Below are 13,679 nucleotides of genomic sequence, written 5' to 3'. Positions count from 1 at the left end.
CCACTCGGTGGACGTCTTCGGAGAGGCATCGTCGCTGGACACAAAATCAACGCTACACCCCGATCGAACACCTGTGCTATAGCATATTCAGACTATATCGCCCCGGGAAATGAGCCGCAATTAGTCGACTAATTGCGGGTGTCTCGTCCCCGGAACGACGCCGACCGCGACACCGCCGGACGCGTTCACTGCCTCAGCTGCGCTGCCGAACAAGCGCCGCGCGCGCAAAGGCAAAGCCCACGCCCACCCTCGCTCTCATACTGACCGTTCAGCGGAGATGAGGAGCAGCGCATGAGCCGAGACGAAACGTCGCTCGCCAAGAACGTCCTGGGCGTGCCAGGCATCGTCTTCCTCGTGCTCGCCGCGGTCGCGCCGCTGACCGGGATGATCGTGATCGCGGCCATCGGTATCGCGGTCGGGAACGGCGGCGGCATGGTCGCGGCGTTCCTGCTGGCGACGGTCGTCCTGTTGCTGTTCGCGGTCGGATACGCGCAGATGTCGCGGGTTCTCACGAGCGCGGGCGGCTTCTACGCCTTCGTGGTCAAAGGATTGGGCAGGACACCGGGTCTCGTCGCCGGTTTCGTCGCGATGCTCGGCTACAACTGTTTCGTCGCGGGCGCGATCGGCACGAGCGGGTTCTTCACCTCCACGGCGATCGACGACGTCTTCGGCCTGAAACTCGATTGGCTGTTCTGGAGCGCGCTTTCGGTCGTACTGGTTCTCCTGCTCAGCCGTCGCGGGATCGCGGTGAGCGCGAAAGTGCTGGGTGCCTCGCTGATCCTCGAAGTGTCGATTCTGCTGATCATGGACTTCAGCGTGCTGTTCCGGCACGGCTTCTCGTTCGCCGCGTTCAGCCCGTCCGTGCTGTTCCAAGGGGCGGGCGGTCTGGCGTTGTTGTTCGCCGCCAACGCTTTCATCGGCTTCGAGGCGACGGCGCTGTTCGGCGAGGAGGCCAGGGATCCCAAGCGGACGATCCCGAGGGCGACCTACATCGCCATCGGGTTCATCGGGGTGTTCGCCGCGTTCACGACCTGGGCCGTGGTCAGTGCGATCGGCGCCGAGCAGGCGCAGGACGTGGCCGCCGCGCATCTGTCGAGCGGGGATCTCGTGCTTTCGGTCGCCCAGGAGTACCTCGGCGGCCCGTTGACCAAGCTGATGTTGCTGCTTCTGGTGGTCAGTCTGTTCGCCGCGCTGCTGGCGCTGCACAATTCGGCCACCCGCTATCTGTACGCGCTGGGCCGGGTCGGCGTGCTGCCACGTCTGCTCGGCAAGACCAGCCCGCGCAACGGCGCGCCGCGCTACGCCTCGATCGTCCAGCTGGTTTTCGGCTCATTGGTGGCGCTGGCGTTCCGGCTCGCCGGGCTCGACCCGGTCGCCGACCTCACCGCGAGCATGACCGGCTTCGGCACCCTCGGCATCCTCACCCTGCAGTTGTTCGCGGCCGTGGCGATCCTCGTCCACTTCCGCCGGACACGGGACCGCCGTGTCGTGAAGACGCTGATCGCCCCCGGGCTGGGCGCGGTGGGGCTCGGGCTCATCGTGACGCTGGCGATCCTCAACTTCCCGACACTCGCCGGGTCGAGCAACGGCGTCGTCCCCCACCTGCCGTGGCTGCTCCTGGTGGTCGCGCTGGCCGGGCTCGCGCTCGCCGGCTGGCTGCGCCGGTACCGTCCTTCGGTGTACGAGGCGCTGGAGACCGATCTGGAACGCGAACCCTCAAACGTTGTTGGTCAGTGAGAGGTTGAACGAATAGCGCGAGGCGCGGTAGACGTGCCACCCGTATTCCACGACCTTGCCGGACTCGTCGTAGGTGGTGCGGCGCATGGTGAGCAGTGCCGCGCCCGGCTTCTCGTCGAGCAGTTCGGCGTCCTCCTCGGTCGCCTGCCGCGCGCCGACGTTCTGCTGGGCGGCGTGCAGACGGACACCCGCCGACCGCAGTAACTGGTAGAGCCCCTTGTCCCGCAGTTCGTCGTCGGCCGGATCGATGAGGCCGTCCGGCAGATAGTTGTTCATGATCGCCAGTGGCTCGCCGCCGGTCGAGCGCACCCGCTTCAACCGCCGGACGTGGGCCAGGCCCGGCGTCTCCAGCTGCTCGATCGCCTCTTCGCTCGCGGGCTCGACCTGATTCACGAGGACGACGGATTCCGGCTTGTCCCCGAGTTCGCTGAGGTCGTCGAAGAGGCTGCTCAACCGCAGCGGCCGCGCGACCTTGGTGCGGACGACCTGCGTGCCGACACCCCGTTTGCGGACGAGCAGCCCCTGGTTGACCAGTGACTGGATCGCCTGACGGATCGTCGGCCGCGACAGGTGCAGCCGCGCCGCCAGATCCAGCTCGTTGTCCAGCCTGGCGCCGTTCGGCAGCCTGCCGTCTTCGATGGCGGCGCCGATCTGCCGGGCGACCTGCGAGTACAGCGGTTCCGGGCCGTTCGGATCCACCACGATCTCGCCGGGCGCCCAGGATTTCATGCGCGGAGCCTACCGCGCTCCGCCACTATGACCTTATGTCCATATGTCTTGACAAAGTCTCCTCGTGCTTGCGATGGTCGGAGGACCACGCGAGCCGGGAGGTACGAACGTGTCGGACACAGTGCGCCGGATAGTCGCCGCGAGGGTGCGGGATCCGGGGGCCGTCGCGGTGGCCGCCGCCACCCGCGTCCGGGCGAAGTCACCGTTCAACGACAAGGGCCGCACGATGATCATCGCCGCGGACCATCCGGCACGCGGCGCCAACGGCGTCGGCTCCGACCCGCTCGCGATGGCGGGCCGCGGCGAACTGCTCGACCGGCTCGGCCTGGCACTGGAACGGCCCGGGGTCACCGGCGTGCTGGCGACGCCGGACATCATCGACGACCTGCTGCTCCTCGGCGTGCTCGACGGCAAGACCGTCATCGGCTCGATGAACCGCACCGGGCTCGCGGGATCGAGTTTCGAGATCGACGACCGGTTCGCCTGCTACGACGCCGAAACGATCGAGCGGATGCGTTTCGACGGCGGCAAGACGCTCACCAGGATCTGCCTGACCGATCCGGCGACGCCGAGCGTTCTCGAGAACACGGCGAAGGCGGTCAACGACCTCGCCGACCGCAAGCTGATCGCGATGGTGGAGCCGTTCCTCTCGGACTGGGTCGACGGACGCCTCCGCAACGACCTCTCCCCCGACGCCGTGATCCGCTCGATCACCATCGCCTCCGCCCTAGGCCGCTCGTCGGCCTACACCTGGCTGAAACTCCCGGTGGTGAAGGACATGGAGCGCGTGCTGGCCGCCTCGACCTTGCCCGCGGTCCTGCTGGGCGGCGAGGTCAAGGATCCCGACGCCGCGTTCGCCGCCTGGCAGCGGGCGCTCGCGCTGCCGACCGTGCAGGGCCTCGTGGTCGGCCGGTCCCTGCTCTACCCGCACGACGGCGACGTCGCCAAGGCCGTCGACACGGCCGTCGGACTGTTGTGAACACCTGTGGAGGACAACGCGTGAAGACCATCGACCACTGGATCAACGGCGCCGCGACCACGGCAGGCTCCACTCGCACGGCCCCGGTCTACGACCCTGCCGTTGGGCACGCGCGGGCGGAGGTGCTCCTCGCGGAACCGTCCGATGTGGACACCGCGGTGGCCGCCGCGGCCAAGGCGTTCGAGGGGTGGGGCGATTCGTCGCTGTCGCAGCGGACGAAGGTGATGTTCGCCTTCCGCGAGCTGCTGGTGAAGCACGAGGACGAGCTCGCCCGGATCATCTCTTCGGAACACGGCAAGGTGATCGACGACGCGCGCGGCGAGATCGTCCGCGGCCGCGAGATCGTCGAGTACGCCTGCGGGATCGCCGACGCACTCAAAGGCGGCTTCTCCGACCAGGTCTCGCGGGACGTGGACGTGCACGACTTCCGGCAACCGCTCGGGGTCGTCGCCGGGATCACGCCGTTCAACTTCCCGATCATGGTCCCGCTGTGGATGCACCCGATCGCCATCGCGGCGGGCAACACGTTCGTCCTCAAGCCCAGCGAGCGGGTCCCGTCCGCGTCCCGGCTGGTCGCCGAGCTGTACGCCGAGGCGGGGCTTCCCGACGGTGTGTTCAACGTGGTCAACGGGGACAAGGTCGCGGTCGACGCGATCCTGGAGCATCCCGGTATCGCCGCCGTGTCGTTCGTCGGGTCGACCCCGATCGCCAAGTACGTCCACGAACGCGCGACGGCCACCGGCAAACGCGTGCAGGCGCTGGGCGGGGCCAAGAACCACGCCGTCGTCCTGCCCGACGCCGATCTGGAGTACGCCGCGAACCATCTCACGGCCGCCGCGTTCGGTTCGGCCGGGCAACGCTGCATGGCGATCTCCATCGGTGTCGCCGTGGGGCCGGCCGGAGACGGGCTGATCGAGATCCTCGAACGCAAGGCCGCCGAGATCAAGGTCGGGCCCGGCCACGAGGCGGGCAACGACATGGGGCCCGTGGTCACGGAGGCCGCGCGGCGACGGGTGATCGACTCCGTCGCCCTCGGGGCGGAGCAGGGCGCGACCGTGGTCATCGACGGCCGGGACCTGCGAGTCGCCGGACACGAGGACGGGTTCTTCGTCGGACCGTCCCTTTTGGACCACGTGACGACCGAGATGGCGGCCTACCGTGACGAGATCTTCGGCCCGGTGCTCGGGATCGTGCGGGTGTCCACACTGGACGAAGCGATCGCGCTGATCAACGCGAACCCGTACGGCAACGGGACCGCGGTGTTCACCGGCAGCGGCGAGGCGGCGCGGCGATTCCAGCGGGAGGTGAAGGTCGGCATGATCGGGGTGAACGTGCCCATCCCGGTGCCGATGTCGTACTACTCCTTCGGCGGGTGGAAGGACTCCCTCATCGGGGACAGCCCGATCCACGGCCCGGCGGGCGTGCGGTTCTACACGCGGGCGAAGGTCGTCACGACGCGATGGCCGCAGAGCGCGGCGGGCTTCAACTTCCCGACGTCCAGCTGAAACGACCGCGTTTCGTCCTCTGAATGCGGTTGCCGCGTTCAGAGGACGAAACGCGGGTTGTCAGCGCACCTCTTGCCGCTGCCGTTTCCCGACGATCCGCCAGCCGACCGCCAGTACCACGACCAGCACCGGGATCGAGTAGAACGCGATCTTCTCGGCGCCGTCCGAGAAGCCCATCAGGACGACCACCAGCGCGAGGAAGCCCAGCGTGGCCCAGCCGCTGTAGGGCGCCCACGGCATCCGATAAGACGGCCGTTCCAGCTCCCCGCGCAGCGCCGCCTGGCGCAGTCGCAGCTGGCAGAAGATCAGCGTCGCCCAGGTGGTGATCACGCCGAGCGAGGCGATGGCGATCGCGATGTCGAAGGCGTCCTTCGGCACCAGGTAGTTGAGCACCACGCCCAGCACGTAGGCGCCGGACGTGAACAGGATGCCGCCGTAGGGCACGTGACGACTGCTCATCTTGCCGACGAACCTCGGCGCCTCGCCCTTGTCCGCGAGCGCACGCAGGATACGGCCGGTCGAATAGAGCCCGGAGTTGCAGCTCGACAGCGCGGCGGTGAGCACGACCGCGTTCATCACGTCGCCGATACCCGGGATCCCGAGGCGGGTGAACACCGTGACGAACGGGCTCTCACCGCCGTTGTAGAACGGCCACGGCAGCAGCATCGCCAGCAGCAGCACGGATCCCACGTAGAACACGCCGATCCGCCAGACCACGCCGTTGATCGCCTTCGGCAGCACCTTGCGGGCGTCCTTGGTCTCGCCGGCGGCGATGCCGACGACCTCGATCGCCGAGTAGGCGAAGATGACCGCCTGCAAGGTCATCAGCGCGATGCCGACACCGGCCGGGAAGAAGCCGTTGTGGGCGGTCAGGTTGTGCACGCCCGCGGTGGTGCCGCCGATGTCGGCGCTGGTGAGCACCAGCCCGGCCGCGGTGATCAGGAAGACTACGATGGCCAGCACCTTGACCACCGAGAACCAGAATTCCAGCTCGCCGAACAGCTTCACCGAAAGCAGGTTCACCGCCAGCAGCACGCCGAGCGCGACCAGCGCGGTGATCCACTGTGGCACGTCGGGCAGCCACTTGTGCACGTAGATCGCCACGGCGGTGATCTCCGCGATGCCGGTCATCGCCCAGTTCACCCAGTACATCCAGCCGGAGGCGAAACCCGCCCACGGCCCGATGAACTTGCGGGCGTAGGTGACGAAACTGCCGGAGGACGGCTCGTGCAGCACGAGCTCACCGAGGGCGCGCATCACGAAGTACGCGGCGATACCGCAGAGCGCGTACGACAGGACCAGCGACGGCCCGACCTGGTGGAGCTTGCCACCGGCACCGAGGAACAGCCCGACGCCGATCGCGCCGCCGATGGCGATCATCTGCACTTGGCGGTTGCCCAGTGCTTTTGAGTAGCTTTCACCTTTTTCGGTGAGCAGCGAGGAATCCATGGTTGCCAGACGCTAGAGCGTGTGCGGCACGTCACCAACATTGCTAAGGAAGACTTAAGGTGTGCGGGACGTCACTCCGGCGGTTTTACGGGAATTTCCCTTTTCGATTTGACAAATTCACCGGCGAACCCCGATGGTCGCGCGCGAAGGAGCGCTTCTACGCTACGGCCGTGGACCTCGCAGCGCTGCTGGACCGGATCGCCGACGACGTCGCGCCGGAGATCGGCCGCGGCTCCGTCGCGGACTACATCCCCGCCCTGGCCAGGGTCGAACCCGGGCGGTTCGGCATGGCGGTGGCCGAAGTGGACGGTGGGCTGCACGGGGTCGGCGACTGGGAGGTGCCGTTCTCCATCCAGAGCATGTCGAAGGTCTTCACCTTGGCGCTCGCGCTCTCCCACGGCGACGGGGTGTGGGAACGGGTGGGCCGCGAGCCGTCCGGAAACCCGTTCAACTCGCTGGTCCAGCTGGAGAACGAGGACGGAATCCCCCGCAATCCCTTCATCAACGCCGGCGCCCTCGTGGTGACCGACGAATTGGCGCACCACGGCGACGCGGCGGAAACACTGCTTCGGTTCCTGCGGGAGGAAAGCGGGCGCGACGGCATCGGAATCGACGCCGAGGTCGCCGCGTCGGAGGCCGGGCACGCCGACCGCAATCGCGCGCTCGCGTATTTCATGGCGTCGTACCGGAACATGCGTCATCCGGTGCCCGCCGTCCTCGACCAGTACGTGCGCCAGTGCTCGATCGCGATGAACTGCGGCGACGTCGCGCGGGCGGCGGTGTTCCTCGCCCGCCACGGTGTGCGCAACGACGGCACCCGGCTGCTCGGGCAGAGCGCGGCCAAGCGGGTCAACGCGGTGATGCTGACCTGTGGCACCTACGACGCGGCTGGCGAATTCGCCTACCGCGTCGGGCTTCCCGGCAAGAGCGGGGTCGGCGGCGGCATCGTCGCGATCGTCCCCGGCCGGTGCGCGATCTGCGTCTGGAGCCCCGGCCTGGACCCGCGCGGCAACTCCGTCGCGGGTGTCGCGGCGCTGGACCGGTTCACCACGCTGACCGGCTGGTCGATCTTCTGACGGCTCAGCCGCTCGGCCGCCCCATCTCGTGTCCCGGCCGCCCTTCGGTACGCCGCCGGCGTTTGATCCGTTCTTCGTGCAGGTGCCGTCGCCCGCCGGTCAAGTCACCGGTGACGTCGCGCGCCATCTCGCGGTAGGCCGCGTAGTAGCCGTCGTCGTACTCCTCGATCAACTGGAAGGTCCACCGCTCCGGCAGCACGTTGAGCCCGACCAGTTCGGTCTGGATCCGCTCCGCCCACTCCGCGTGCCCGGCCTTCCGGAGGGCTTCGACGGCCTCGCCGAGCGCGAAGTCGGCGGTTCCCGTGAGGTGATGGAAGGCGTACAGGTGACCACGCGCCTGTTCGACCGTTTCGACGGCGAAGATCAGCTTCCCGACGGCGTCGACGGTCGCCTCGTCGGGTTCTGAAGATGTGTCCGGCATGCCGGTGAATGCCCCGGAGCAGGTGTTTCTACACCCCGGTGCGGTCTAGCGGTGGCCTTCCACGGCGATCCGCGCGAACGAGCGGATCAGCGGGTTCTCCCGCTCGGTCACCCACGCGACGACCAGCGGGCTCGGTGGCATGTCGGCCAGCGGCACCCAGGTGAGCCCGTCGGGCAGGGCGTGCCCGAGCGGCGCGATACCGGTCGATCCGTTCCACAGGACGGCCTGCAGGCATTCACCGACCGTGCGCACCACCGGCCCGGCCGGCCGCCCGCCGACGGGCGTCGTCCCGTTCCAGTACTCGCGCCATAGTGGATCCGTGCCCTCCGGCAGCTGGAACCACGGCCGATCGGCGACGTCTGCCAGCCGGAGCGTCGTACGGCCGGCGAGCGGGTCGCCGGTGCGCAACACCAGCCCGACCGGTTCCGCACGGAGGATCCGCACGGTGATGCCGGTTTCGTCGAACGGCGACCGGGTCAGCGCGACGTCGGCCAGCCCGGCGCGCAGGCCGGTGGTGGGATCGGTGAAATCCGCCTCACGGAAACGGATCGAGACCTCGGGATGCCGTCGCCGGAACGCCACGGCCAGGCGAGTGCCCGCCTCCCCCGCGCCGTCGGCCAGGGTGCCGACGGTGAGTGTAGCGGGGCCTGCCGCTTCCATCACCCGGGCTCGGGCGCGTTCGGCCTGGTCCAGCAGGGTGCGGGCCTCTGCGTACAGGGTGGTTCCGGCGGCGGTGGGCTCGACGCCGGCGGCCGACCGGAGCAGCAGGACGACACCCAGGTCGTTCTCCAGCTGCCGGATGGCCCGGCTCAGCGGCGGCTGCGTCATATGCAGCCGCGCGGCGGCCCGGCCGAAGTGGCGCTCCTCGGCGACGGCCACGAAGTAACGCAACAGGCGAAGCTCCATCACCAGCGATGATACCCATCAGGTATCGGGGCGTGGAGATCGGTCTTGGACGGCGCTCGGAGACCGGCGCGAAAGTGGGGTCATGCCCTTCGAACCTCTCACGCACGAACCCGCCGTCGACCCCGCCCAGGCCCGGGAGATCGCCGGCGACGTCGTGGTGATCCCGAATCTCGGCGTCGGCCTCGTCCCCAACATCGGCATCATCGGCGGCTCGCACTCGGTGCTCGTCGTCGACACCGGACTCGGTCCTCGTAACGCCGAGAAGGTGCTCACCTTCGCGGCCGAACACGCCCGCGGCCGCAGGCTTTACCTGACCACGACGCATTTCCACCCCGAGCACGCTTTCGGCGCGCAGGTCTTCGCGGATGAGGCGACCTACCTCGTCAACAGCGCCCAGGCCGCGGACCTGGTCCACAAAGGACCTGGCTATCTCGAGATGTTCCGCGGCCTCGGCGCTCCGGTCGCACGGGCACTGGAAGGCGTCGCCCTGACCACCCCCGACGTGGTCTACGACGACTCGTACGACCTCGACCTCGGCGGGCGGGTCGTGCGTTTGGCGGTCACCGGTCGCGCCCACAGCAAGGGTGATCAGGTGGTGACCGTGCCCGACTCGGGGGTGCTGTTCACCGGGGATCTGGTCGAGACCGGGCAGTTCTCGATCTTCCCGTGGTTCCCGCCGTACGACACCGATGTCTCGGGACGGCGCTGGATCGAAGTGCTGGGACGGCTGGCCGCCGCCGGACCGGACCTCGTCGTCCCTGGCCACGGCGACGTCTCCGGACGCCGGATCCTGACCGACGTCCGCGAATACCTCGAACTGCTGCGCGACGAGACCTGGAAGCGGCGCGACTCGGCTCTCCCCGAAGAGACCATCGCCGCGGAGGTCGAAGCGCTGATGATCGAACGCCACCCCGAGTGGGAAGGCCGCGATTGGATCGCGAAGGGGGTCGGTTGCTTCTGCGCCGACCATTCAGGCCATGAGACAGCAGGCGCCGGTGAAGCAGCCGAAGGCACCTCCGCTTGACGCGTTCTTCCAGTTGTCGAAGTGGTCGATCACGAGTTCGACCTCGGCCTGCCCGGCCGCGGTGACATCGATGCCAGAGTCGGTGAAGAAGCTGCGGATATCGTCGGAAACGGTGGTCTTCATGGAAGATCTCCCTCGAACCTGCGGTGTTGGATACCGAAATCGTGCAGGTTCGGGCCCCGGTGCCGACAGTGCGAAGCGACACGGACGACGTGTGGCTTTCGACTGCTCCACTCGTGTCAGACCGAGGACGCGAGTGGAGCAGCCTGCCGCGGTCGGTTACTTGAAGATCGCGATGGGATGGACGACGAGTTCCCCGGTTTCGGGGTCCCAGTCCTCGACCTTGCCGAGGCATCGCGCCCGGAACGCGCCGGCGGGCGCGGAGTCCCGCAGATCGCTGGTCACACAGGTGAACCGGATCCGCCTGCTCCGCTCCGGATCGTCCGGATTCCCGTACGGAGCCACGAAAACCGTCTCGGTGTCGGTCTGGGAGCGTTTACGGAACAGGCCCTTCACGGAGACGAACGCCTCGACACCACGCAGCCGGGTCTTGACCTGCCGGGTGCTCTCGGGACCGTCGGCCCAGCCGAGTTCCTTCACCAGCGCCCGATTGTGGACCAATTCCTGCTTCGTCAAATCGACGTAGACGATGTCGTGGTGCTTCTCCAGCACCTTCGTCACGATGCCGATCACCGTGATCGGTTCGGCCTTGCGGATGTACCGCCGGAACTCCTCGTCGGTGTCGGTGCGCTCCGATTCCCCTTTCAGCGGACCGAATCCGCCCGAACCCCAGAACCGCCAGCCCCGGCTCGTCCGCTTCTCGACCTCCTGTTCCAGCGCCTCGTTGTAGCGATGCAGCTGGTAGAGGCCCATCACGGATCTCGTGTGCAGGTAGAAGCCGATTCCCCGGATCATGCCCTGATCGCCGTCGGAACGCGCGCGGCGCCAGTGCTTCACGAAAACGACGATCGCGACGAGGAAGGCGACCACGGTCAGCACCCAGACCGCGAGCCACCATCCCCAGACGTCCCACCACAGATTATCGGCAGCCACGGGTCTCCTTGAAGGCGTCGAGCAGGGATGTCGTGTTCGCGTCGACCATCCGGCCACCGGTGGCCACGGCCGCGCGCTCCAGTTCGGCGGGATTCGCCTCGCCGAACCGGATGGTGTACGTGTGCACGCCCGGATCCCTTGGCGCGCGCAGGAATTCCTCGATGCCGGGGCCGGTGTTGCTCTCCCCGTCGGTCATCAGCACGATCGAGACACCTCTGCCGGGCTCGGCGCCGCGATGGGCGCTCGCCTTCGCGTATGCCTCGCCGAGCGCGGACCAGATCGCGGTGTTGCCGTCGAACTCGTCGGCCGCGATGAAGGCCCGCAGCGCGTCGAGATCACCGGGTCCGTCGATGGTGAACTCCTTGTCCCCCAGTATCTTCCCGCCGAACCGGAGGACCGTGAGCCGCTCGCCGCGGTAGAAGCGGTCGAACCCTCCGTCCGGACCGCCGCTCAGCCCGGCGAAGGTCGCGCGGAGCGCGGCGATACGCGGCCCCTTCATCGAACCGGAGAAGTCCAGCACGAAGATCACGCGTCCCGGCGCGCGGGAGGCGGAGGCCGCGTAGTCGTCGAGGAGTTTGTCCACAACGGCCTGTTCGTCCGGGAAGTACAGCGAGTTCCCGATCGAGGCGGGCAGCCTCGGATCGAGCCCCACTTCGCCGGTGATCGGACGACGGAGAGTCCGCTCCATCAGCTTCTTCTGCGTCTCCGGGCTTCTGAGCCAGGAGACGACCTTGTCGTACACCTCCCGTTTGGCCGGGTCGAGCAGCAGGACCGGGTAGTCGGACTGGACGATGCCGTCGCGCGGGTACACCAGTTCCAGCGGTGCCTTGAGCCTGCCGCTCGCGTTCAGTGAGAGCAAGGTGGACTCGTAGCCGATGATCGCGTCCACGTCCTGGCGCTCGGCGAACCGATCGGCCACGGCGGCCGAGGTGTCCGCGGTCAGCGTGTGCCCGGTGCGGAAGCCTTGGAGCTTGTCGCATTTCACGTCCTGGAGGCGTAGCGCCGCTCCCGTGCCCGCGGCGGCCGTCGCCACTCCGACGAGCGACGTGAGCCCGCTGGTCGACTTGGCCGGATCCGCCATCGCGAACCGGAAGCCACCGCCCGCCGCCGCGTCCGCCAGATCCGCCCACGAGAGCTTCCCGTCGGGTTTGCCGCGGCGCAGTTCCGCCGCCTTCGCCGGGGTGATCCCGACGATGACCGGCGAGACCATGGTCTTGGTCGCGAGCGGCCGTTCCCCCTTGTCCCCGGACTGCCGGTGCTTGAGCTGGAAATACCGGTCGGTGGAGAGCCAGGCGAGATCGTGCGTGGCCTTTCCCGGGGTGAGCGAGGCCCCGGCGTCGATGGTCCCCCGGAAATCCATTTCCAGTTCGATACCGGTTTCCGCGCGAAGGTCGTCGAGAATCGGTCCGAGATCGGCCAGTTCCGAGCTGGCCAGCACGCGCAGCTTCACCTTCTGCCCGCCGCTCGTACAGGCGGCGACCACCAGGAGCAGACAGCACAGGATCGCGAGGAGCCGCTTCACGGGCAGTCCCCGACCGTCTTGATCATCTCTTCAAGCACCCGGTTGTCCGGCAACGGCGTGGTGCTGTCGTCGGCGGCGATGTTCGGGGCAGGCAGCCCCTGTTCGCGGAGGAAGTCGTACAGCCGTGCGCTTTTCGTGCTGCCCGCGGGGGTCGCGACGCCGAAGCCTAGCTCCATCGCGCGGCGCTGCAGATCCGGATCGAAGGTGATCAGTTCGCCGAGCCGTTCCGCCTCCGGTTTCAGCGCCAGGAACTGGGGTTTCGTCAGGATGTCGTCCTTTGGGTACAGCAGGACCCGGTCGTGGTCCGGCCGTCCGCTCTGCGCCTTCGCCCGTAACTGCATGGCGAGATACTGATGCTCGTAGATGACGACGATCGGCTTGTCGCCCTCGGCCAGGTTCGCGTACGACTCCGACAGGTCCCCCGACGGGAAGCCCTGCGCCACCACGAGCGGTTTGACCCGGTTGGCCAGTTCCTTCACGCGCGAAAAGTTCGGCGGCCCGGCGGGGGCTCCCGCCGGCTGCGGGTCGACGACCGGGACCTGACGGCCGTTCTCCAGGAACGCCAGCAGGATCAGGTACGTCGCGCCCGAGTTGGAGTCGCAGATGTTCGAGGTCTGGGCGAGCACCCTGTTCCCGTTCTGCGCACCGAAGCGGCTGATACCGAGCGAGTCCCAGGTTTGTCCCTTCCGCATGGTCTCGATGAACTTCCCGGTGTCCAGCGTGTAGTACAGCGGCTCCTGCTCTCCCTGCGGTTTCGTGGCGATCTTGTTGCTCTCCAGCGTTTCCGCGTAGCGGCGATACGTGGCGAGGACGATCGGGCTGGTGAACGGCTGCCGCGCGCTGCCCGTCCACTGATCGGCCCTCGACCGCCGGACGAGGCTCGCGGCGGGCTCGCCCGACAGGAACGCGAAGTCGTACTGGCTGAGGTCGTGGGTGGCGACGTCCCGCGAGCCCGCCCTGGTCACGTGGACGCGGATGTGGTGGCGCATCAGGATTTCCTGGATCTTCGCGTCCTCGAAGAGATCCGATTTGGAGCCCATCTTGCCGCGCAGGACGAGCGTCTGCTGGAACGGCACCACGATCGTCCCGCTCACGAGCAGGGCGATCAGGCCGCCGACGGCCAGGGCCAGCGCGGGCCCGAAAGAACGGAGAAAGCGACGGCGCAGAAAGAACGCCGAGGGTTTCGGTCGGATGGTGAGCTGGGGTTCTTCACGAAGCGAGCTATCGGTGGTCACCGATTTCCTCCCCGAATGTCCGGCAAGGCCCATTTTACCGGGG

The 13,679-nt window shown here is 67.9% G+C and carries 13 protein-coding genes; 5 read left to right on the top strand and 8 right to left on the bottom strand.

Annotated features, from left to right (window positions below):
• Positions 1 to 291: 291 nt before the first annotated feature.
• Entirely contained in the window at positions 292 to 1,737 is a 1,446-nt protein-coding gene (locus tag ACIBTM_RS29040; RefSeq protein WP_395880320.1) for an APC family permease, read from the top strand.
• Here ACIBTM_RS29040 and ACIBTM_RS29035 read toward each other — a convergent pair.
• Positions 1,717 to 2,466, bottom strand: a complete 750-nt coding sequence (locus ACIBTM_RS29035; RefSeq protein ID WP_395880319.1) for a GntR family transcriptional regulator — start codon at positions 2,464 to 2,466, stop codon at positions 1,717 to 1,719. The genes ACIBTM_RS29040 and ACIBTM_RS29035 overlap by 21 nt on opposite strands.
• 109 nt (positions 2,467 to 2,575) lie before the next feature.
• Here ACIBTM_RS29035 and ACIBTM_RS29030 point away from each other — a divergent pair, with 109 nt between their 5' ends.
• On the top strand, positions 2,576 to 3,445 hold the full coding sequence (locus ACIBTM_RS29030) for an aldolase (RefSeq protein WP_395880318.1): 870 nt from the start codon (positions 2,576 to 2,578) through the stop codon (positions 3,443 to 3,445).
• A 20-nt stretch (positions 3,446 to 3,465) separates the two neighbouring features.
• Positions 3,466 to 4,950 (top strand): CoA-acylating methylmalonate-semialdehyde dehydrogenase, encoded by a 1,485-nt coding sequence (locus ACIBTM_RS29025; RefSeq protein WP_395880317.1) that lies wholly within the window; start codon positions 3,466 to 3,468, stop codon positions 4,948 to 4,950.
• 60 nt (positions 4,951 to 5,010) lie between these two features.
• Here the strand turns inward: ACIBTM_RS29025 and ACIBTM_RS29020 are convergent, their stop codons facing one another.
• Positions 5,011 to 6,399 (bottom strand): amino acid permease, encoded by a 1,389-nt coding sequence (locus ACIBTM_RS29020; RefSeq protein WP_395880316.1) that lies wholly within the window; start codon positions 6,397 to 6,399, stop codon positions 5,011 to 5,013.
• A gap of 170 nt (positions 6,400 to 6,569) precedes the next feature.
• Between ACIBTM_RS29020 and ACIBTM_RS29015 the strand changes: the two genes are divergently transcribed.
• Entirely contained in the window at positions 6,570 to 7,475 is a 906-nt protein-coding gene (locus tag ACIBTM_RS29015; protein ID WP_395880315.1) for a glutaminase, read from the top strand.
• 4 nt (positions 7,476 to 7,479) lie between these two features.
• Here ACIBTM_RS29015 and ACIBTM_RS29010 read toward each other — a convergent pair whose 3' ends face one another.
• A complete protein-coding gene (locus ACIBTM_RS29010; RefSeq protein ID WP_395880314.1) occupies positions 7,480 to 7,896 on the bottom strand; it encodes a hypothetical protein in 417 nt (138 codons plus the stop codon).
• A 45-nt stretch (positions 7,897 to 7,941) separates the two neighbouring features.
• Positions 7,942 to 8,802: a LysR substrate-binding domain-containing protein gene (locus tag ACIBTM_RS29005; protein WP_395880313.1), complete on the bottom strand. Its 861-nt coding sequence runs from the start codon at positions 8,800 to 8,802 to the stop codon at positions 7,942 to 7,944.
• A gap of 82 nt (positions 8,803 to 8,884) precedes the next feature.
• Here ACIBTM_RS29005 and ACIBTM_RS29000 point away from each other — a divergent pair, with 82 nt between their 5' ends.
• Positions 8,885 to 9,826 (top strand): MBL fold metallo-hydrolase, encoded by a 942-nt coding sequence (locus tag ACIBTM_RS29000; protein WP_395880312.1) that lies wholly within the window; start codon positions 8,885 to 8,887, stop codon positions 9,824 to 9,826.
• Here ACIBTM_RS29000 and ACIBTM_RS28995 read toward each other — a convergent pair.
• The 4 genes from ACIBTM_RS28995 to ACIBTM_RS28980 all read right to left on the bottom strand — a co-directional run bounded on the left by ACIBTM_RS28995 (position 9,773) and on the right by ACIBTM_RS28980 (position 13,636).
• Complete coding sequence (locus ACIBTM_RS28995; protein ID WP_395880311.1) at positions 9,773 to 9,949, bottom strand: hypothetical protein; 177 nt, start codon at positions 9,947 to 9,949, stop codon at positions 9,773 to 9,775. The two genes, ACIBTM_RS29000 and ACIBTM_RS28995, sit on opposite strands and share 54 nt — an antisense overlap.
• Before the next feature lie 156 nt (positions 9,950 to 10,105).
• Positions 10,106 to 10,879, bottom strand: coding sequence for a hypothetical protein (locus tag ACIBTM_RS28990; protein ID WP_395880310.1), 774 nt, complete (start codon positions 10,877 to 10,879; stop codon positions 10,106 to 10,108).
• Positions 10,866 to 12,401: a substrate-binding domain-containing protein gene (locus ACIBTM_RS28985; protein ID WP_395880309.1), complete on the bottom strand. Its 1,536-nt coding sequence runs from the start codon at positions 12,399 to 12,401 to the stop codon at positions 10,866 to 10,868. The genes ACIBTM_RS28990 and ACIBTM_RS28985 overlap by 14 nt, the downstream gene beginning before the upstream one ends.
• Complete coding sequence (locus tag ACIBTM_RS28980; RefSeq protein ID WP_395880308.1) at positions 12,398 to 13,636, bottom strand: hypothetical protein; 1,239 nt, start codon at positions 13,634 to 13,636, stop codon at positions 12,398 to 12,400. The genes ACIBTM_RS28985 and ACIBTM_RS28980 overlap by 4 nt, the downstream gene beginning before the upstream one ends.
• Positions 13,637 to 13,679: the final 43 nt, after the last annotated feature.

The organism is Amycolatopsis sp. NPDC049868 (assembly GCF_044461365.1).
Classification (GTDB): Bacteria; Actinomycetota; Actinomycetes; order Mycobacteriales; family Pseudonocardiaceae; genus Amycolatopsis.
The sequence above is the reverse complement of the archived record's forward strand: the minus strand, read 5'-3'. Positions and strand labels throughout refer to the sequence as shown.

Bases quoted from the DNA above. Each gene is read 5' to 3' on its own strand.
- ACIBTM_RS29040 (WP_395880320.1), top strand. From the start codon at position 292: ATGAGCCGAGACGAAACGTCGCTCGCCAAGAACGTCCTGGGCGTGCCA.
- ACIBTM_RS29035 (WP_395880319.1), bottom strand. From the start codon at position 2,466: ATGAAATCCTGGGCGCCCGGCGAGATCGTGGTGGATCCGAACGGCCCG.
- ACIBTM_RS29020 (WP_395880316.1), bottom strand. From the start codon at position 6,399: ATGGATTCCTCGCTGCTCACCGAAAAAGGTGAAAGCTACTCAAAAGCA.
- ACIBTM_RS29010 (WP_395880314.1), bottom strand. From the start codon at position 7,896: ATGCCGGACACATCTTCAGAACCCGACGAGGCGACCGTCGACGCCGTC.
- ACIBTM_RS29005 (WP_395880313.1), bottom strand. From the start codon at position 8,802: ATGGAGCTTCGCCTGTTGCGTTACTTCGTGGCCGTCGCCGAGGAGCGC.
- ACIBTM_RS29000 (WP_395880312.1), top strand. From the start codon at position 8,885: ATGCCCTTCGAACCTCTCACGCACGAACCCGCCGTCGACCCCGCCCAG.
- ACIBTM_RS28995 (WP_395880311.1), bottom strand. From the start codon at position 9,949: ATGAAGACCACCGTTTCCGACGATATCCGCAGCTTCTTCACCGACTCT.